This window comes from Agarivorans sp. DSG3-1 (assembly GCF_046774965.1).
Taxonomy (GTDB): Bacteria; Pseudomonadota; Gammaproteobacteria; order Enterobacterales; family Celerinatantimonadaceae; genus Agarivorans.
Genome location: NZ_CP177241.1, coordinates 2,287,926 through 2,305,175, shown reverse-complemented (window position 1 = coordinate 2,305,175; position 17,250 = coordinate 2,287,926). Strand labels below are relative to the sequence as shown.

Sequence of the window (17,250 nt, the reverse complement as noted above, 5' to 3'; positions counted from 1 at the left end):
TGTACTGCGGATTATTGCGCTTGGCTTTTGGCTTGTTCAAACAAGCTCAAAGCCAACTTTCGCTGAATGGCATGATCAACAATCGGCATAGGGTAATTGACTGAGGTGGCGTTCTTCTCCGCCCAAGTATGCGGTTGATGGACATGTTTTCCTGGCACCTCTGCCAGCTCTGGCAACCAATAGCGCACAAAGTCGCCATTTGGGTCAAAACGTTGTGCCTGAGTGGTAGGGTTAAAAATGCGAAAATAAGGCTGTGCGTCTGTACCGGTAGACGCAGCCCATTGCCAACCACCGTTATTAGAAGCAAAGTCACCATCAATCAAATGTTGCATGAACCAGCGCTCACCTTCTCGCCAACTCACTAACAAATCTTTCGTTAAAAAGCTTGCCACAATCATTCGTAAACGGTTATGCATCCAGCCTGTTTGCTTAAGCTGCAACATTGCAGCATCTACTATTGGGTAGCCGGTTCTGCCCTCTTGCCAGGCTTTTAGTAGCTGTTCATCGTGTTGCCAGTTAACTGCCTCAGTCCACGCTATATACGCTTGCCCTTTGCACAATCTAGGGTTAGCGGCAATTAAGTGTCGATAAAACTCTCGCCACACAATTTCACTTAACCAAGTGAATGCGCCGCCTTCTTGGGCCTCTAAACAACGCGGATGATCCAGATACAATCGCGCTAAACACTGCCTAGGAGAAAGCATGCCTAAGGCCAAATAAGCCGAAAGTTTGCTAGTGCCAGCTTGTGCGGGAAAGTCACGGGCAGTCTTATAGTCGGCAGCTTTACTGGCGCTAAAATCTCGTAACTGTTGAATAATCTGCTTATCGTCACAAGCCCAGTGACTGCTATCAACCAGTGGGTAATCACACCTTAGTAAGGGCTTGCTTTCAAGTAACTCAACAAAACTTGCTGGTAGAAGGTGTTTATCCACCGCAGGCGGAGTGGCTAATGGGCTAAATTCAGCTTCAGTTAAACCACTTAGCCAGGCCTTACGAAACGGGGTGAAAACCTTAAAGCTCTCACCCGTTCGAGTAAGTACAGTGCCGGGCTTCATCACGCATTCGCCGTGGTATTGATGAAAACTAGTTTGCTGAGCTTGTAATATCTGTTCAACCGCCTCATCGCGGCGCTGCTCATTAAGCTCGTATTGATAATGGCAATGTACGTCAGCAGCTTGATACTGCTCACACAGCTCCACTAAGGATTGAGGAACCTGCTTAAAGCTATCTAACTGATGTACTAATAAGGGAATATTAAGTGACGCGAGATCGTCTTGAAGTTGAGCTAAGCGGCGTAGAATTAAATCGGCTTGAATGGGAGCTAGATGATGTTGCTGCCATTGTTTGGTACAAAGCAAATAGATAGCTATGACGGGCTTGCCACTGGCGACAGCAGTGCTTAGGGCGTGATTATCTTTAGTCCGTAAGTCATTTCTAAACCACAGTATTTGGACGCTCATTAGATACCTTTTCGCTTAATTCTATTCGTTAAAAACGTAAGTAAACTCTTAAGGGATCAAATGATTAGACTACTAATCATAAGGCGATCTCTTGTTGTAGATCTTCTAATTGCTCAAGAATGCGTAAAAACTTGCTGCCAAACTCGGTAACTTGGTACTCAACTCTAGGCGGGACTTCTGAGTATTCAATTCGCTTCAAAATACCAAACTCCAGATTTTTACGTAAACATTCGTTTAGCACTTTAGTACTTAAGCCTTCTACATTTCGCACCATTTCCCCTGGGCGATTAATTCCACTGGCTAACAATTGATACACTGTTAACGACCATTTGCAGCCGTAAATAGTCTCAACCATGCGGGCACTTCGTTCTGGTGCTGATTTTCGTGAAAATAATAATTCTTTATTTTTCATTAAGATGTACTCAAAAGTACCTAGGGTACTGGTTTGTGCCTACTTTTCTCGATAGCCCAATGTTCCATAAGATGAAGCGGAACTCAAACACTTCTAAAGGAATTGTCATGAACCCGAGCACTCAGTCTTTTGCGTTAATTATTGGTGGATCAAGCGGCATAGGTTTCGCTACAGCAAAACAGCTTTTGGCAGAAAAAAAGTCGGTAATTATTGTGGCGCGTTCAGCAGATAAACTCAGCCAAGCCAAACAGGAGTTATCGGCTTTAGGTGAGGTGCACACCTGGCAAGCTGATTTGTACCAAACCGCCGATGTTTCAGCATTAATAGAAAAAATCGAAGGTTTTGATGCTATCGACCAGCTAGTAAACGCCGCGGGTTACTTTAAACCTACTGGATTTTTAGAGCACAGTGGTGACGATTACCACCAATACATGCAATTGAATCAGGCATTATTTTTTATTAGCCAGGCAGTAGCAAAAAATATGGTAAAAAATGGCGGAGGAAGCATAGTAAATATAGGCTCAATGTGGGCACACCAAGCTGTAAAAGCGACGCCGTCCTCAGCCTACTCGATGGCTAAAGCTGGCTTGCATGCGCTAACTCAGCATCTTGCCATGGAGTTAGCCGAATTTAATATTCGCGTAAACGCAGTGGCACCAGCAGTAGTAAAAACGCCGATTTACCATGCTTTTATCGCCCCAGAAGCCTTAGATGAAAGTTTGGCTAGCTTTGACGCTTTTCATCCCATTGGACGCATTGGCAGCGTAGATGATGTGGCCAACAGCGTCAGCTTTTTGCTCAGTGACAAAGCCAGTTGGGTAACCGGCGCAATTTGGGATGTAGACGGCGGAGTGATGGCAGGAAGAAACTAAGCAGCCTTAATCTAAAAAGTGATTACTGCTGATAGAGCTCTAATGGTAAGCCATCAGGATCACTGAAAAAGGTAAATTGCTTGTTGGTGTAGGGGTCAACCCTAACGGGTTCAACCTCTACCCCTTGTTGCTCCAAATAGCCAATAACTTGCGCTATGTTATCTACCGCAAAAGCTAAATGGCGCAAGCCTTGCGCCTCAGGAAAGCTCGGTCGCGGCGGCGCACCCACAAAGGAAAACAATTCTATTTGTTCACCGCTTGGTAGCGCTAGATCTAACTTATAAGAGTCACGCTGCTCGCGATAATGCTCAGCAATAATGTGCAAACCGAGTATCTGACTATAAAAGTGTTTCGAGCGTGAATAGTCTGAGCAAATAATTGCAACATGATGAAAGGCTTTAAACATCATTACTCCTGCTTTGAAGTGCTTGGATCGAGTGATAGCGCCCAGAAAAAGCCACTACAGCCCGAAACAGCCATCAGCGACATCAGGCCAATCATTACCCAGTAGCTAGGCGAAAGATGAAAGGAGCTACCCACATTGGCTGCAATCAGCAATAAGGCAATGCCCAGTAATGCTAACACGCCACCCAGTCGCGCCAACAGAGTCGCAATATAATCAATACTTTGCCAATAGTTAGAAGCAATAACAAACAAACCTAGGAAGACAAATACCAACGGCCACCAGCTTAAGCCAAATACCAACAAGCTAACGCCACTGGTAGCAACCGTGATTAAGCCAAACAGCCATTTAAAAACTAGCGTCATGTCTATCCTTATTATGTTTTTAGTATTGGGGACTTTGGCAGTTACTTGGAACCGTAAGCTGCCAGTCTATCACCCTATTAATCTCAAATACGGCAGGATACTCACTGGCAAAACCATCAACCTGAGCTGCTAGGCGTTCGCCTTGCACGGTCACATAAATAGCTTGATAAGGTTTAGCAATATTGGCGCGGTAATACTCCAGTAACTCTGCAGTGACTAAAGGCTCTGCTTGCCACCACAACGCTTCACCGCCACAGGGAATGAACTCTCTCGCTTCGTGACCAAACACAAAGCTACCTTTAATAGGCGATGTTTGAGGGGCACAACTCACCAGTGAACTAATACTAATCAATGTACACAATAGAGAATAATAGCGATACGGCATTTCTTAGTTCCTCACCATAGACAGGTAATAATAAACCAAGTAAAAGCCGAATTAAGGAAGAGAGTAATAAATCTGAGTCTTAGTCTAAACTGGCGTGGTAAAACTCCCACTGCTCAATAACTCTGCCATCAGAAAAGTGGCAGTAACCGACTTCACCTTCTTTGGTTTGCTCTACTTGAGGGTCTCCGCCTTGCTCTACGCAATAGACTGAAGCAGGGTTAGCCATACTAACCGACGAGGAGTTTTCTTGCTCGGAATCGCAAGCCGTTAACGCGGCAAACACCCCAGTTAATAACAGTATCTTAAATCGCAACATCGACCATCACCATAGCTTAGATTTAACTAGACACTTTAAGTAAAAATATACTAGCTTGTAGCATTTCGCCATCATAGTTGATTAAAAACACAGCAACAAGTGAATAGGCAAATGAAAACAAGTGGTAAGACCTAGTTCAGCATACTCTTAGGTGCTGTAATCAAACACAATAATGTCTTCCAATAAAGGCACAAAGTGTTGCTTTAGCAAGTCGTGATCGGGGTGAGGCAAATATCGCTGGCGCGCCGCTTCATTAGCAAAAGTCATCACCACACTATATTCGTAGTTTTTGTTTAAACCCTCAGGGCTATTATTTGTTCCCCATTCCACCTCAACCACGCCTTCAATTTTTGATGGTATCGTTAAAAAGTCTTGCTGTGCTGCTTTAATATCAGCTTTGCTCGCGTGAGCTTTAAACTTAAACAGTAAAATGTGACGGATCATTTTTAACTCCTGACTAAAATGCATTTTGCTTATGATCTCAAAGTTTAGCGAATTGTTAATAGCACTAAAAAGCGAACAAAAAACACACTATTAAAAAACGAAACTGCTGAAAGCCTTGTATTTAAAGGGCTAAGTCCAATTATTTATGCTGTTATCAAGCATTTCAATATTAGAATATTTGCTCTGGTCGGAGTTGTAGAGGACTGATCAGTTGCCTAAGATGCGCCAATATTACAAAAATAAAACAAAACAGTTACGCCTAGCGAACTGAATGCACTCCTCTTAGAGACCAGTAGTTATGAATAAACGTAAATTAAGTCTACTTGCCATCAGCATTTCACTTGTTACCGGCCACAGCCTTGCAGCAGGCTTCCAACTAAACAGCCAATCTGCAACCGGTATAGGTCGCGCATTTTCTGGTGACGCCGTTATCGCCGACAATGCTTCGGTATTGTCACGTAACCCTGCCGCCATGGCGATGTTTGACCGCAAAGCCTTATCACTTGGTTTAACTTACGCCGACGTAGACGTTACCATTAAAGATGTTAGCGCGTTAGGTGGCACAATTAACTACGGTAGCGAAGATGATGCTGCCGACAATAAAGTGATTCCAAACATTTACTACATCCACCCGATTAACGATGCCTTTGCCGTTGGTGTTGGCGCCTTTAGTAATTTTGGTACTGGCACAGATATTAGCTCACTAAACAATACAGGTGCACCAGTAACGCCGGTAGATTTATTGGGTGAAACTGAAATTGTCACCTCAACTTTCAATGCCAGTGTGTCTTATCGCATCAACCAACAGTTCAGCATTGGTGCTGGCCTCGATTTAATTTACGGCGAAGGTAAATTAAAACGCGAAGGTCAAATCACTGATAACCCTCTGAGTCAAACAACCTTAGTAGATGTTGAAGCCGATGGCTGGGCTCTAGGTGGAATTGTTGGCGCAACTTACGAAATCAATGATAGAAACCGTTTAGGCATGAGCTACCGTGTCAGCCCTACCTTTAAAGCTGATGGTAAAGTTAACTACTTAGGCCAAAGTTATGAAGAGATTCATATCCCACTACCTAATATATTCCAAGTAGCCGGTTACCACGAGCTAAGCCCCAAGTGGGCGGTTCACTACACTGCACAGCACACTAGCTGGGGTGATTTTGACCACATTACTGTTACCGGTTCTGCGCCAGACGCTACGGTTAAAAGCTACCATTGGAAAAACTCTTGGTTGTTTAGCGTAGGTGGTACTTACACAATTAACCAAAACTGGACGGCCCGTGCGGGTTACATGCACGACAAAGGCGTAGTAGATGAAGTTAGTTCACTATCAATTCCCGATTCAGACCGTAACTGGTATACCGCTGGTGCTAGCTATCACTTAAACAAAAATGCCAGTATTGATTTTGGTGTAGCTTTGGTTCGTGGCGAGGATGTTAAAGTACTGGAAGATAGTAGTGTGCTAGCAGGTGCTGGTTTACCAAGCTCCACCGTGGTTGGTCACACCCGTTCAGACGCTGTTTACTACTCTATGCAGTACAGCCACTTGTTCTAAAACTGACCCAAATGAATGGTAAGTGCAAGGCTTACCATTCTATTTTCCCCATTATAAATAGTCAGCCACTCCCGCAACTTTAGTTCACTTTCACCTCTCAACTAATACCACCTTAATAAACTAAACTCACGACTACTGCGTATACATAGTATGAGTGTAATTCTATGAGTTGTTATAAATGCAAGTAGTGGTAATAGCAGGAAGCGGTGGCATAGGTTTATCCTTGGTTAAACTCTTATGCCAAAGAGCAGATGTACGGCACATTACCGCTACGTGGCATACACACAGGCAAGACTTTTCTCACCCCAAACTTACTTGGCAGCAACTGGATTTAAGCGACGAACAGCAAATTGCGGGCTTATTCAAACAAATAGATCAGCTTGATTGGCTAATTAACTGCGCAGGCGTATTGCACTCTCAGCAACTAAAGCCAGAGAAAAGCTTGTCACAATGCCAAGCAGACAACTTCATGTTAAGTATGCAGTTAAATGCTTTACCTAGCTTGCTGCTAGCCAAATACGCAGCCAAGCCATTAAAAACAAGTGATGACGCTAAGTTTGTGAGTGTGTCGGCTAAGGTCGGTTCAATAAGTGATAACCGTTTAGGTGGCTGGCACAGCTATCGAAGCGCTAAAGCAGCGTTAAATATGGTACTCAAAAACATTGCAATAGAATGGCTACGCAGCCACCCCAAGGTATGCGTTATCGCTTGGCATCCCGGTACAACGGATACCGAGTTATCAAAGCCTTTCCAACGAAATGTGCCAGCCGGCAAGTTACTGTCTAGCCAACAAAGCGCCAGCTTATTGCTTGAAAAATTAGTTGAATTGACACCAGAAAATACCGGTCAATTTTGGGCATGGGACGGCAGCCAAATAGGCTGGTAGTTGCCCTAATGCTGTATGTTCGGCCAAGGCAACCAAGGTAAACCTACTTGCAGCGCCTGGCGCATTTTCTCTAAGCTACCTTGGTGGTAACTATAAACGCGAATACCAAAGATATGCAGCATCAGACTACAGGCCTTAGCCTTAGCCTCTGGCTCATCATAAATGTGCATTAGAAACTCACTATACAGAGCTTCAATTTGTTGTAGTTGTTCGCTCACCAGAGTTTGCAGCTCGGGCTCGTCGCTTAACTCCAACTGGCTCTTTACCAAAAAGCAGCTGCAGTAATCACTGTTAAGAGACTGCTCCAACATGCTCTCCAAGATCTGACAGATGCCTAATTCAATATTGCTAGCAGCACTTAAACTCGCTTGAATACCTTGCAGCGAAGCTTGGCAATAATGCGTTAATGACTCTTTAAACAAAGCCTCTTTGTTGCCAAAAGCCAAGTAAACACTGCCCGGTTTTAGGCCTGTGTGCTGAAATACTTGCTGCATAGAGGTGGCGTGATAGCCCACTCGCCAAAACAAATTAGCGGATTGCTCTAGAACCTGCTCTCGTTGAAACTGCATCTTTGCCATATTGGATGTATTCGCCTTTACGCTTAGCTGTGCGCATCAAGTATACCTTGTGTGTTAGCAACAAGCATCTTTTTGAATGATCATTCAAAATTAACTTGAATGATCATTCAAGTGATGTTTGAATGTTCATTCAAGAAATCATCACAACTTAAGAACAAAGGAATTATCATGAGTTTGCAAACAGAGATCGCCGATTACATTGCTTCTTTCATCCAAAAAGCGCCCTTAGACGTTCAGCAAGTGATGAAACAGGCCACTAAAAATTTAAGCGAAAGTAACATAGCAGCAAATACCCCGCAGCAAGGGCAAGCGCTTCCTAGCTTTACCCTCGCCAACCAAAACGGCGAGAAGGTATCACTAAACGCATTATTAAAAGACGGTCCGCTTGTTGTAACGTTTTACCGCGGTGGCTGGTGCCCTTACTGTAATTTAGAGCTGCGTGCTTACCAGCAAATTTTGCCGCAAATAAAAGCCCTGGGGGCTAATTTAGTTGCCATTACTCCAGAGCTACCAGACGCCTCGCTAAGCACTGCCGAGAAAAACGAGTTACAGTTTCAAGTATTGTCTGATGTAAATGCAGAGTATGCCAAAAGCTTAGATATTGTATTTGCCCTACCTGAGGAATTACGCCCAATTTACTCATCTTTTGGTATTGAAGTAGAGCAACATAATGGCGCTGGCCAATTTGATTTACCGCTTGCTGCCACCTTTGTAGTTGCTCAAGACGGCAGCATAGCCAGTGCGTTTGTAGAAGCCGATTACACCAAACGCCAAGAGCCTAGTGACTTATTGCCAGTGCTAACGTCACTCAACAACTAAGCTTTAGCTACACAAAGAAGCCTTGGTACTGCCTTGGGGTTAAGGCCAAGCGCTTCTTAAAGTTTCGTTGAAAATGACTTTGGTCGGCAAAACCTAAAGTCAACGCGGTGTCTGCAATGCTACTACCTTCCCGCAATAAGGTTTTTGCCCGATTGATTCGTTGATTAAGCTGAAACGCATGTGGTGACAATCCATAACGGCGCTTAAAACTTCTCACTAAGTGATAACGGCTTAAACCTGCAACTTCAGCCAACTCACTTAAACTCAGGGAACAAGACAGCTGATCTTGAATACACTCTTGAACACGTTTAATTTGCGGCTTTGCTAAGCAACTCGCGTCACGTCTAACATCAGCACCTTGGCCAAACTGACTTTCAAAAAATTGAATTAACAAACTTTCTTGCTGTAAACCATCATGATCATGTTTGATCGCAGAGAACAACTCAGCCAGTAGGGTAAAAGTCGCGGGATCATTTGCATAATGTTGCTCAAATGGCTGGTAGTCACTGGCAGGTTTCACCAGAATTTCTTGCTGTAACTCTCCCACCCAATGGCTATCGACAAACAACATGCGATAAGACCATGCGCCTTGTTTAGGGTTACAAGAGTGCACATCACCAGGGTTAATCGTTACGTTATGTCCAGCAGTAATACGGTGCTGCTGTTGCATATTTTTATAAACCGCGTCACCCGTATCAATTAAACCAAAAGAAAACTCATCATGCGAATGACTGTGGTAACAGGCCTGCGAATGCCGAGCTTGGCGTAACTCAATAAAAGGCAAACTTGCGCTACGTTTTAGTAGTTGCTGACTGTTAGCGGCTGTTACTTGCTTGGCTTTCACCTGATTAACCACATACGCTCCTTGTAAAACGGCCACATATAAACACTAAGATACAAATAACGACACTACAGACCCGGCCAATAACAAAGCCATCACGATATTAAAGGTGCGTTTTCTGGTGGCAGTGTGTAGATAGCTGGCAATAACAGAGCCCATGGCAGCCCAAGTCCCCACACCAATTAAACACACTATCAAAGAAATAGTACAGAAAACCAACAAGTAAAAAAACGCAGGAGTTTGCGATGAAACAAATAAGCTCACACCAGACATTGCCACTAACCATGCTTTAGGATTTAACCCCTGCGCTAACGCGCCTTGTAAGGCACTGGGCGGCGATATTATTTTTTGGTGAGTATCTTCGCTCACGGGCGATATCGCTATCTTGTAAGCCATGAACAACAAAAACGCTCCACCTATATACTGCAGCAAGCCAGTTAAACTTGGCAAAAGCTGCAATACCGCCGTTAATGAAAAGCCACTAATAAAAACCACCAAGCAATAACTAACACTGGCGCCTATTACATGCGGAAGTGCGCGCCGAAAACCAAAGTTAGCCGCAGCGCCCGTCGCAATAATATTCACAGGACCTGGAGAAATAGCACCAATTAAAGCAAAAACAATCATAGATATCACCACACTCACCCGCTTTCTCCCTAGCTCTGCTAAAAGCCAACTATATGCGCTAGCTCGCAAACTTTATTGAACAAAATTGCGCTAAGTCATAGAGAGCTGAGCAGCAGTTATTTGCACTCAACAAAACGTTGCGTAAGGTATCACTTCTCCAATTGACAACTTGCGCAATGGCAGCGGGGTTTCTAATGTGGACGTAACATAAAAATAAAGGAAGGCTCTATGAAATTTATTCCCAATAACATCGCCGAACTAAACTTGTTGCTGCAGTTTGATATGAGCAGTTTACAAACCGGGATTAAGGTTCACCAGGACGCAGCTCCAGAACTGATTGCCGCAGCAAAAAGTTTGTTCGACAGAGGTTTAAGCACTCAAGCTGACGGCGGCTACCTTACCGATTTAGGTATTGAAGTGGCTGAACACGCTCAAAAACTATTGGCCATTATCAGCACCAAGCCTGAACACGCCACGGTCTAACACTATTGTTCTATTTTAAGTAGCCAAGTGTCTGTAGCGCTTGGCTTTTTTTTACCTAAGTCGAACTAGCTTACTGCAGCTCCCTGAAACAACAAATACGCATCATGTACACCTTGTATTAGCATTTGCATACCAATCACAGTAAGAATTAAACCCATTAGTCGGGTGGTAATGTTAATGCCGCTCTCGCCTACTTTCTGGATTAACTTTGGCCCCAACAAAAAGCAGATAAAAGTAATCACGCATAATGTGGCGAAGGCAATAATGGTAATGATGATATTAACTATCTCGCCAGATGCTGAATAGTTCATCGCGGTGGCAATGGTGCCCGGCCCAGCGAGTATTGGCAAAGCTAAGGGGGAAATAGCAATATCCTTACCTTCGCTATCATCATTTTCGTTCGGTGTATGCGTATGCATTTTTGAGGCATTACCTTGTAGCATGTGGTAGCCCACTAAAAACACCAATATGCCACCCGCTAAGCGCAGTGCTGGCAAGGTAATGCCGAACAGTTCAAAAATACCTTTACCTAACAAACAAAACGCGGCAGTGATAAAAAAGGCAACCACCAATGCCTTAAAGGCAGTTTGCTTGCGCTGTAAAGGGCTTTGATTGCCAGTCATACCAACAAATACCGCTGTATTGGCAATCGGGTTCATCATTGCAAAGAAGCCCATAAATACCGTTACTGCCATAGTGGCTAAATCGTGCATTTCATCACTCGCTTAGTGTTAAGAAAAGGCTAACAGTTGCCATAACATTGCAAAATAGGCAGTACATTAACAAGCCTAGCCCATGCTTACTTCACAGCGTGTAAATGAACTGCTTATTAGCGCATAGTAATCTATCAGCAAATACGTATCATATTGATATTAAGTATTTAATAATTAGGAAGCTTAAGTCATGGATGTATCGTTAATTGTAATTCTAGTCATTGTTGCCGCCAGTATTTTTTACGTTGTTGGCATCTATAACCGCTTGGTGAGCCTGCGTAATCGTTACAAAAATGCCTTTGCTCAAATTGAGGTACAACTTAAGCGCCGTTACGATCTTATTCCCAACATAGTGGAAACCGCCAAGGCCTACATGTCTCACGAAAAAGAGACTCTTGAAGCCGTGATTAGTGCACGTAACGATGCCAGTGCGCTATTACGCGCTGCAGCGAGTGACCCTACAGGCAACACGCTGAATAAGCTTGCCAATGCTGAAGGGGTATTACAGGGCGCAATGAGCAAAATGAACATTGTGATGGAAAGCTACCCAGACTTGAAAGCCAGCGACAATATGCTGCAAGTAAGCGAAGAGCTAACCACCACAGAAAACCGCGTTGCTTTTGCTCGCCAGTCTTTTAACGACTCAGTCACCGAATACAATGAATATCGCCAATCCTTTCCACCAGTCTTTTTTGCAGCCCAATTTGGCCATAAGAAAGACGCTAGCCTATTAGAGTTTGCCGACAGCGCCGAGATTCAAACTGCACCTAAAGTGTCTTTCTAACTGCTTAGGTGTAACCATGAATTTTTTTGCCGAACAAGACCACGCTCGTCGTAACAGCAAATGGCTGGTTTTGCTGTTTGTGCTGGCGGTTATCTTACTTATAGGCTTGAGCAACGTGATTATTGCTAGCACATTTTGGCTTTTTGATAGCCATAACAATGGGCTAAATCAGGCTAATGAGGGAAGCTTTTTCTCCACCGACCTGTTCATTATGGTGAGCTTAGTGATGACCAGCGTTATTGGCTGCGCCATTGCCTTTAAATGGTATCAGTTGCGCGATGGAGGCCGGCGTATTGCCGAATCATTAGGTGGCGAGCGCTTGCTACCCAATAGCCAAGCACCAGAACAACGGCAAGTACTGAATGTTGTGGAAGAAATGGCTCTTGCTTCAGGCATGCCTGTGCCCTCGGTGTATTTACTCAAAGATGAAATAGGCATTAATGCCTTTGCCGCAGGGCATACACCAGCCGATGCAGTGATAGGCATCACTCAAGGCGCTTTAGAGCAACTTAACCGCGAGCAGTTGCAAGGTGTAGTGGCTCATGAATTTAGTCATATTCTAAATGGCGACATGCGCTTGAACATGCAACTTATCGCGCTGTTAAGCGGTATTATCTTTATCTCTAACATCGGCGAGTTTGTGGTGCATAGCCAACGCTACAACAGCGTATCGCACTCCAGCCGTAACAAAAACAATGATGTTAGAGTTGTTGCGGTAGGTTTTGGTTTATTGGCCTTGGGTTGGATCGGCGCCTTTTTTGCCAACATGATTAAAGCCGCCATTAGCCGCCAACGCGAATATTTAGCCGATGCGTCAGCCGTTCAGTTTACTCGCAACCCTAACGGCATAGCCGATGCGCTAAAAATTATTGGTGGTTACGACGCAGGCTCGGGTTTACGCACACCGCTTAGCCAAGAAGCCAGCCATATGTTCATTGGCGACGCTCGTCGCTTAGGCAGTTTTTTTGCGACTCACCCCGCCATTAAAACTCGTATCAAGCGTATTTTACCTCGTTGGGATGGGCAAGTAATTAAGCGAGACATAAAGAAGATCGCCGAACCTATCTACTCTAAAACCAGTCAGAAACGCACACAAAAACACTCTCAAGAACAGTTAAAGAAAACCGTATTTGTGGCTGCTGCTGCGGAGGCCGCGATAGAGCACGTCACCAATAAATCAGCCAAAGCAGAGTACAGCTTATCAGAGCATACCGTTACCGTAAGCGGCGAGCTTGCTCATTTAGATGAAGGCTTACTTGCCCTTGCTCATGACCCATGTGGTGTAATTAGCGTGGTTTACGCTTTGTTACTTGATAGCAACGATGCACTACGTAAGAAACAACTGCATGACATCAAGGACAACTTGAGTAAAGACTCGCGAATCAACGAAACCCTACAAGCTTGGGAGTGGATAAACTCGGTGGACAAAAGCTATCGCTTGCCCTTGCTTGAGTTATCCTTCCCCGCCTTAAAGTGCATGTCGGCTATGCAATACCAGCGCTTTATGGATAATCTTCGAACTTTAATTAAGGCCGACCAACAAGTAGATATGTATGAATGGTGTCTATATCAGTTGGTGAAACACTATTTAGCTCATCAATTTGAGAAAACAACGCCCAGCAAAGCTGTCTATAAATCCACAGCAGAAGTCGCCAAGCCCTTTTCCATCGTATTATCGACCTTTGCCTATTTTGGCCACGAACAAACTTTAGAGATACAACGCGGCTTTGGCATTGGCGCAAACAGTATTGGTTTGTACACGATTAGCCTACTTGAACGAGAACAATGCCAAGTTGAGCATTTTGGGCCAGCAGTAAAACAGCTCGCCAATGCTTATCCGCAAGTCAAACAACGAATACTTCGGGCACTTGTCGCCTGTATTTGCTTAGACAAACAACTCACTATTTTAGAAAACGAGATGATCCGCTGCATTGCGGCAGTCATGGATTGCCCCGGACCACAAATTAGCTTGGGTGTGCGCCGTACATAAAAAAGCCCGCTTAAACGTAGCGTTAAGCGGGCTGTTAGCATTTAGCTTATAAAATGCGTTTAGCGGCTTTCTCACGTAATGCTTGGCGCGCACTTTCACTAATAAAGGCCATTTTTAAACCATTACTTTGCAGCTTGGCAATTTGCTCATCGCCAAAGCCTAGTTGCTCGCGGGCAATACGGTATTCATCGGGTAAATCAATGGCCGACACACCGGGATCATCAGTATTCAAACTAGCGCGAATACCATGCTCTAAAAAGCGCTTAAGAGGGTGCTGACTTAAGTCTGGCGTGGTGTTGGTTTGAAAATTAGAAGACAAACACGATTCTACACCAATCTTGTGCTTTGCTACGTAATCCATTAGCTCAGGATCGTCAGCTATTTTAACGCCATGGCCAATGCGAGTAGCACCTAGTTCACGAATAGCTTGCCAAACGCTTGCCGAACCAGCAGCTTCACCCGCATGAACAGTAATACCAAAACCGGCATCGCGCGCACGTGAAAACTGCTCAACAAATAAACCACCAGGGTGACCCAGCTCGTCACCCGCTAAATCAACCGCCACTATTTGGTCGCGAAACGCCATGCAAGCTTCCAGCTCTTCGCTACAACTTTGTTGACCAAAGGTACGGCTCATAATACCGATTAAATTCACTTGTACATCGTGTTTTTGCATACCACGACGCACGCCTTCAATAACCGCTTCTACCACGCCTTCTTGCTTAAGTTTATGGCTCATAGCCATGTAACCGGGGCTAAAGCGTAATTCAGCATAATCAATATTGGCTTTTACTAAATCGGCCACATTTTCTTCAGCTACACGGGCACAGGCGTCGTAATCGCCCAATACACTTACCCCCCAATCTAGCTTAGATAGAAAAGCCACCAAATTAGGTTCTTGTTTGGTAATTTGAACGTGGGGGATCAGCGCTTCAAGATTGCTTGCAGGAAGATCTACGTTAAACTTTCGGCCCAGCTCTAATATGGTTTCGGCGCGAATAGTGCCATCTAAATGACGATGTAAATCAGTCACTGGGTATTGTTTTAACATAGGAGCTCCTGCAGGATTATTTTTTGAACTTATAAGCGGCTCAGTGTAGTCACCGTTGGCCGCTGTTCCAAGCCAGTGTTAAGCAATTAAGGCCTGCTTTTTCAAATAGTTTGATGCTTTATTTAATCCTAGCCGAATGTGTTGACAAATCATCATCAAATTTCACTTCCTTGCGATATAAAAGTTTACCAACCAATTGCTTGACTTGGAGTTAACTCCAACTTTTACACTCCCCTTAAGTAATCGTTAACTATTATTCAAAACCTTTGGAGAAGTGACTATGGAACTGGCACGTTTAGGAAACAGTGAACTGGAGATTACCCGCATTGGCTTAGGTGCATGGGCAATGGGCGGCCTGTGGCAATGGGGCTGGGGTGCGCAACAAGATCAAGATTCTATCGATACCATTCAACATGCTTTATCATTAGGCATAAACTGGATTGATACAGCGCCAGTATACGGCCTCGGCCACAGTGAAAAAATAGTGGGTAAAGCCATCAAAGGCTTAAGCAATAAACCGCTCATTTTTAGCAAATGTGGCTTTAACTGGGATCAACAACAAAACATCCAACCTTGCTTAAAAGCCGCCAGCATCAAACAAGAAGTCGAGGACACTCTAAAGCGCCTGCAAGTAGAGACTATCGATTTATATCAAATCCACTGGCCTAACCCAGCTGAAGACATTGAAGAAGCTTGGCAAGCCATGGCGGAGTTGCAACAACAGGGGAAGATTCGCTATTTAGGTGTGTCTAACCATTCCTTAGAGCAAATGGAAGCCTTGCAAAAGATTGCCCCTATTCACGCTATGCAGCCACCTTACAGCTTAATTAATCGTGATTGTGAAGAGCAGCTATTGCCTTATTGCCAGCAAAACAACACCGGGGTAATTTGCTATTCGCCAATGGGTTCTGGTTTATTAACCGGTAAAATGACTCGCCAGCGAATTGCCGCTATGGGTGATGATGATTGGCGTAAAAACGCTGATGACTTTAACGAGCCTAAGTTAAGCCATAATTTAAAAATTGTAGAAGCACTTAGCCAAGTGGCAGCTAAATACCAAGTGTCGGCCGCTGAAGTTGCCATTGCTTGGGCCTTAAATCATCCCGCCATAACCGGCGCCATAGTGGGCATGCGGAGCCCAGAGCAAGCCGACGGGGTAATTAGAGGGGCTAGTGTGCAGCTAGATACCTACGACATAGCCTTGATTGAGTCGGTATAAGGCTTATTCCAGAGTAATGCTTAATTGGGTTCCTTCTTGGTAATGTTCAATCTTGCGCTGAACATGTTCAAGGTTGCGATTGAGGCAGGCAATTTGTTGCTCGGTTTGTTGTTTATGATCGAGCAACAGCTGTAAACGTTGTTGCTCGGTACTTGGCCCCTCATCCAACATATCTCGATACTGTTTAATAGTATCTAAAGACATGCCGGTAGATTTTAAACACACAATAAAGCGCAGCCATTCAACATTTTGAGAACTAAAACGGCGGTGCCCATTGGGCGAGCGATTAACATTAAACAACAAGCCCTTTTTCTCGTAAAAGCGCAGGGTATCGCTGGTTATTCCTACTAACTCTGCGGCTTGTTTCACCGTGTAACTGGCAGGTGTGTTGGCTTTACTCATAACGCTTTACCTATGTTTGCGAACAAAACACCTTGGCACTTCACTCGCTTAGCTATGACCGATTAGCGCTGTGGAAGATACTGCAACATACGATCGACTTCGCGTGCAATGCGGACTTTTCGCTCGCTCAATGCCTGCTCTTGCTGGGCCATGCCTTGACTTAAAATACGCCAAAAAGGTTCACTTTCTGCTGAATTAAACAAGGCGATCATCACCGAGCCTTTTTCATACATTGTGGGATCAACATCATCTGCCGATAAACCTGCCATCATGCCTGCACGCGCAAGTATTTGTTGATCACTCACTTTTGAGTCTAAAGCGGCCCCCACTCCAATAAAGAAATCAGGCTGTTGGTTTAGTTCAACCAAGGTATAACCTTTATCTTGCATGGTTTTACTGATATTTTTTCGCAGTTCCTGTAGCAGAATCTCTTCGCCTTCCGCTTTATGCAGATAAGCTTTCATCAAGCTAGGATGCCAAGCATAGCGGCCGCTCGACTGCTCCAAATAGCTAGTGTCGCCGCTTACTACTGTGGTGGAACGTGTTTCTGGGGCTCTGGTTTGCTCAGCAGAAACACAACCTAACAGTAAGCTTGAAAGAAGAGATAAAAACAAAAAAGGCTGCACTTTCAAACGCATATTACAA

The 17,250-nt window shown here is 44.4% G+C and carries 22 protein-coding genes; 8 read left to right on the top strand and 14 right to left on the bottom strand.

The genetic code is table 11. The features are described 5' to 3' along the window. Positions 1-11 precede the first annotated feature (11 nt). Both phrB and ACLD71_RS10785 read right to left on the bottom strand, forming a co-directional pair. Positions 12-1,460 (bottom strand): deoxyribodipyrimidine photo-lyase, encoded by a 1,449-nt coding sequence (gene phrB / locus ACLD71_RS10790; RefSeq protein ID WP_411994705.1) that lies wholly within the window; start codon positions 1,458-1,460, stop codon positions 12-14. 76 nt (positions 1,461-1,536) lie between these two features. Further along, positions 1,537-1,872: a winged helix-turn-helix transcriptional regulator gene (locus ACLD71_RS10785; protein ID WP_137672140.1), complete on the bottom strand. Its 336-nt coding sequence runs from the start codon at positions 1,870-1,872 to the stop codon at positions 1,537-1,539. 107 nt (positions 1,873-1,979) lie between these two features. Here ACLD71_RS10785 and ACLD71_RS10780 point away from each other — a divergent pair, with 107 nt between their 5' ends. Beyond that, entirely contained in the window at positions 1,980-2,744 is a 765-nt protein-coding gene (locus ACLD71_RS10780) for an SDR family NAD(P)-dependent oxidoreductase (protein ID WP_411994703.1), read from the top strand. A 22-nt stretch (positions 2,745-2,766) separates the two neighbouring features. On the opposite strand, the gene ACLD71_RS10775 is transcribed toward ACLD71_RS10780, so the two are convergent. The 5 genes from ACLD71_RS10775 to ACLD71_RS10755 all read right to left on the bottom strand — a co-directional run bounded on the left by ACLD71_RS10775 (position 2,767) and on the right by ACLD71_RS10755 (position 4,657). Continuing rightward, positions 2,767-3,150 carry a VOC family protein gene (locus ACLD71_RS10775; protein ID WP_411994852.1) on the bottom strand — a complete coding sequence of 128 codons (384 nt, stop codon included), beginning with the start codon at positions 3,148-3,150 and terminating at the stop codon, positions 2,767-2,769. 2 nt (positions 3,151-3,152) lie between these two features. Further along, positions 3,153-3,512: a hypothetical protein gene (locus ACLD71_RS10770; RefSeq protein WP_411994701.1), complete on the bottom strand. Its 360-nt coding sequence runs from the start codon at positions 3,510-3,512 to the stop codon at positions 3,153-3,155. Between the two features lie 19 nt (positions 3,513-3,531). After that, complete coding sequence (locus ACLD71_RS10765; RefSeq protein ID WP_137672143.1) at positions 3,532-3,897, bottom strand: hypothetical protein; 366 nt, start codon at positions 3,895-3,897, stop codon at positions 3,532-3,534. A gap of 79 nt (positions 3,898-3,976) precedes the next feature. Then, a complete protein-coding gene (locus ACLD71_RS10760; protein WP_137672144.1) occupies positions 3,977-4,213 on the bottom strand; it encodes a DUF333 domain-containing protein in 237 nt (78 codons plus the stop codon). 147 nt (positions 4,214-4,360) lie between these two features. Beyond that, positions 4,361-4,657 carry a Dabb family protein gene (locus tag ACLD71_RS10755; protein WP_411994698.1) on the bottom strand — a complete coding sequence of 99 codons (297 nt, stop codon included), beginning with the start codon at positions 4,655-4,657 and terminating at the stop codon, positions 4,361-4,363. A gap of 298 nt (positions 4,658-4,955) precedes the next feature. Here ACLD71_RS10755 and ACLD71_RS10750 point away from each other — a divergent pair, with 298 nt between their 5' ends. Further along, positions 4,956-6,212, top strand: coding sequence for an OmpP1/FadL family transporter (locus ACLD71_RS10750; RefSeq protein ID WP_137672146.1), 1,257 nt, complete (start codon positions 4,956-4,958; stop codon positions 6,210-6,212). 178 nt (positions 6,213-6,390) lie between these two features. Beyond that, positions 6,391-7,098 carry an SDR family NAD(P)-dependent oxidoreductase gene (locus tag ACLD71_RS10745; RefSeq protein ID WP_137672147.1) on the top strand — a complete coding sequence of 236 codons (708 nt, stop codon included), beginning with the start codon at positions 6,391-6,393 and terminating at the stop codon, positions 7,096-7,098. A 5-nt stretch (positions 7,099-7,103) separates the two neighbouring features. On the opposite strand, the gene ACLD71_RS10740 is transcribed toward ACLD71_RS10745, so the two are convergent. Then, positions 7,104-7,676, bottom strand: coding sequence for a TetR/AcrR family transcriptional regulator (locus ACLD71_RS10740; RefSeq protein ID WP_411994696.1), 573 nt, complete (start codon positions 7,674-7,676; stop codon positions 7,104-7,106). Between the two features lie 168 nt (positions 7,677-7,844). On the opposite strand from ACLD71_RS10740, the gene ACLD71_RS10735 reads away from it, so the two are divergent. Further along, positions 7,845-8,495, top strand: a complete 651-nt coding sequence (locus tag ACLD71_RS10735) for a peroxiredoxin-like family protein (protein WP_137672150.1) — start codon at positions 7,845-7,847, stop codon at positions 8,493-8,495. Between the two features lie 7 nt (positions 8,496-8,502). Here the strand turns inward: ACLD71_RS10735 and ACLD71_RS10730 are convergent, their stop codons facing one another. Together ACLD71_RS10730 and ACLD71_RS10725 are read right to left on the bottom strand one after the other, a co-directional pair. Then, entirely contained in the window at positions 8,503-9,351 is an 849-nt protein-coding gene (locus ACLD71_RS10730) for an AraC family transcriptional regulator (protein ID WP_411994694.1), read from the bottom strand. A gap of 33 nt (positions 9,352-9,384) precedes the next feature. Then, positions 9,385-9,963 carry a LysE family translocator gene (locus ACLD71_RS10725; RefSeq protein WP_411994692.1) on the bottom strand — a complete coding sequence of 193 codons (579 nt, stop codon included), beginning with the start codon at positions 9,961-9,963 and terminating at the stop codon, positions 9,385-9,387. A gap of 228 nt (positions 9,964-10,191) precedes the next feature. Here ACLD71_RS10725 and ACLD71_RS10720 point away from each other — a divergent pair, with 228 nt between their 5' ends. Beyond that, positions 10,192-10,446, top strand: coding sequence for a TIGR02647 family protein (locus ACLD71_RS10720; protein ID WP_137672152.1), 255 nt, complete (start codon positions 10,192-10,194; stop codon positions 10,444-10,446). Positions 10,447-10,511: 65 nt separating this feature from the next. Here the strand turns inward: ACLD71_RS10720 and ACLD71_RS10715 are convergent, their stop codons facing one another. Continuing rightward, on the bottom strand, positions 10,512-11,159 hold the full coding sequence (locus ACLD71_RS10715) for a MarC family protein (RefSeq protein WP_303509565.1): 648 nt from the start codon (positions 11,157-11,159) through the stop codon (positions 10,512-10,514). A gap of 190 nt (positions 11,160-11,349) precedes the next feature. Between ACLD71_RS10715 and ACLD71_RS10710 the strand changes: the two genes are divergently transcribed. Both ACLD71_RS10710 and ACLD71_RS10705 read left to right on the top strand, forming a co-directional pair. Further along, on the top strand, positions 11,350-11,943 hold the full coding sequence (locus ACLD71_RS10710) for a LemA family protein (protein WP_411994690.1): 594 nt from the start codon (positions 11,350-11,352) through the stop codon (positions 11,941-11,943). A 16-nt stretch (positions 11,944-11,959) separates the two neighbouring features. Then, positions 11,960-13,933, top strand: coding sequence for a M48 family metallopeptidase (locus ACLD71_RS10705; RefSeq protein WP_411994688.1), 1,974 nt, complete (start codon positions 11,960-11,962; stop codon positions 13,931-13,933). 46 nt (positions 13,934-13,979) lie between these two features. Here the strand turns inward: ACLD71_RS10705 and add are convergent, their stop codons facing one another. Then, positions 13,980-14,984 (bottom strand): adenosine deaminase, encoded by a 1,005-nt coding sequence (gene add / locus ACLD71_RS10700; protein ID WP_137672156.1) that lies wholly within the window; start codon positions 14,982-14,984, stop codon positions 13,980-13,982. Positions 14,985-15,264: 280 nt separating this feature from the next. On the opposite strand from add, the gene ACLD71_RS10695 reads away from it, so the two are divergent. Further along, positions 15,265-16,203: an aldo/keto reductase gene (locus ACLD71_RS10695; RefSeq protein ID WP_411994687.1), complete on the top strand. Its 939-nt coding sequence runs from the start codon at positions 15,265-15,267 to the stop codon at positions 16,201-16,203. A 3-nt stretch (positions 16,204-16,206) separates the two neighbouring features. Here the strand turns inward: ACLD71_RS10695 and ACLD71_RS10690 are convergent, their stop codons facing one another. Both ACLD71_RS10690 and ACLD71_RS10685 read right to left on the bottom strand, forming a co-directional pair. Continuing rightward, entirely contained in the window at positions 16,207-16,605 is a 399-nt protein-coding gene (locus ACLD71_RS10690) for a MerR family transcriptional regulator (RefSeq protein WP_411994685.1), read from the bottom strand. 62 nt (positions 16,606-16,667) lie between these two features. Then, the gene (locus ACLD71_RS10685) at positions 16,668-17,243 is read right to left on the bottom strand and encodes a DUF4136 domain-containing protein (RefSeq protein ID WP_137672159.1); all 576 of its coding nucleotides are present in this window, start codon (positions 17,241-17,243) and stop codon (positions 16,668-16,670) included. Positions 17,244-17,250: the final 7 nt, after the last annotated feature.

Coding starts and splice junctions, on each gene's coding strand:
- ACLD71_RS10710 (WP_411994690.1), top strand. CDS start 11,350: ATGGATGTATCGTTAATTGTAATTCTAGTCATTGTTGCCGCCAGTATT.
- ACLD71_RS10695 (WP_411994687.1), top strand. CDS start 15,265: ATGGAACTGGCACGTTTAGGAAACAGTGAACTGGAGATTACCCGCATT.
- ACLD71_RS10725 (WP_411994692.1), bottom strand. CDS start 9,963: ATGATTGTTTTTGCTTTAATTGGTGCTATTTCTCCAGGTCCTGTGAAT.
- add (WP_137672156.1), bottom strand. CDS start 14,984: ATGTTAAAACAATACCCAGTGACTGATTTACATCGTCATTTAGATGGC.
- ACLD71_RS10755 (WP_411994698.1), bottom strand. CDS start 4,657: ATGATCCGTCACATTTTACTGTTTAAGTTTAAAGCTCACGCGAGCAAA.
- ACLD71_RS10745 (WP_137672147.1), top strand. CDS start 6,391: ATGCAAGTAGTGGTAATAGCAGGAAGCGGTGGCATAGGTTTATCCTTG.
- ACLD71_RS10760 (WP_137672144.1), bottom strand. CDS start 4,213: ATGTTGCGATTTAAGATACTGTTATTAACTGGGGTGTTTGCCGCGTTA.
- ACLD71_RS10720 (WP_137672152.1), top strand. CDS start 10,192: ATGAAATTTATTCCCAATAACATCGCCGAACTAAACTTGTTGCTGCAG.
- ACLD71_RS10770 (WP_411994701.1), bottom strand. CDS start 3,512: ATGACGCTAGTTTTTAAATGGCTGTTTGGCTTAATCACGGTTGCTACC.
- ACLD71_RS10765 (WP_137672143.1), bottom strand. CDS start 3,897: ATGCCGTATCGCTATTATTCTCTATTGTGTACATTGATTAGTATTAGT.
- ACLD71_RS10705 (WP_411994688.1), top strand. CDS start 11,960: ATGAATTTTTTTGCCGAACAAGACCACGCTCGTCGTAACAGCAAATGG.
- ACLD71_RS10780 (WP_411994703.1), top strand. CDS start 1,980: ATGAACCCGAGCACTCAGTCTTTTGCGTTAATTATTGGTGGATCAAGC.
- ACLD71_RS10775 (WP_411994852.1), bottom strand. CDS start 3,150: ATGTTTAAAGCCTTTCATCATGTTGCAATTATTTGCTCAGACTATTCA.
- ACLD71_RS10740 (WP_411994696.1), bottom strand. CDS start 7,676: ATGGCAAAGATGCAGTTTCAACGAGAGCAGGTTCTAGAGCAATCCGCT.
- ACLD71_RS10715 (WP_303509565.1), bottom strand. CDS start 11,159: ATGCACGATTTAGCCACTATGGCAGTAACGGTATTTATGGGCTTCTTT.
- phrB (WP_411994705.1), bottom strand. CDS start 1,460: ATGAGCGTCCAAATACTGTGGTTTAGAAATGACTTACGGACTAAAGAT.
- ACLD71_RS10750 (WP_137672146.1), top strand. CDS start 4,956: ATGAATAAACGTAAATTAAGTCTACTTGCCATCAGCATTTCACTTGTT.
- ACLD71_RS10690 (WP_411994685.1), bottom strand. CDS start 16,605: ATGAGTAAAGCCAACACACCTGCCAGTTACACGGTGAAACAAGCCGCA.
- ACLD71_RS10685 (WP_137672159.1), bottom strand. CDS start 17,243: ATGCGTTTGAAAGTGCAGCCTTTTTTGTTTTTATCTCTTCTTTCAAGC.
- ACLD71_RS10735 (WP_137672150.1), top strand. CDS start 7,845: ATGAGTTTGCAAACAGAGATCGCCGATTACATTGCTTCTTTCATCCAA.
- ACLD71_RS10785 (WP_137672140.1), bottom strand. CDS start 1,872: ATGAAAAATAAAGAATTATTATTTTCACGAAAATCAGCACCAGAACGA.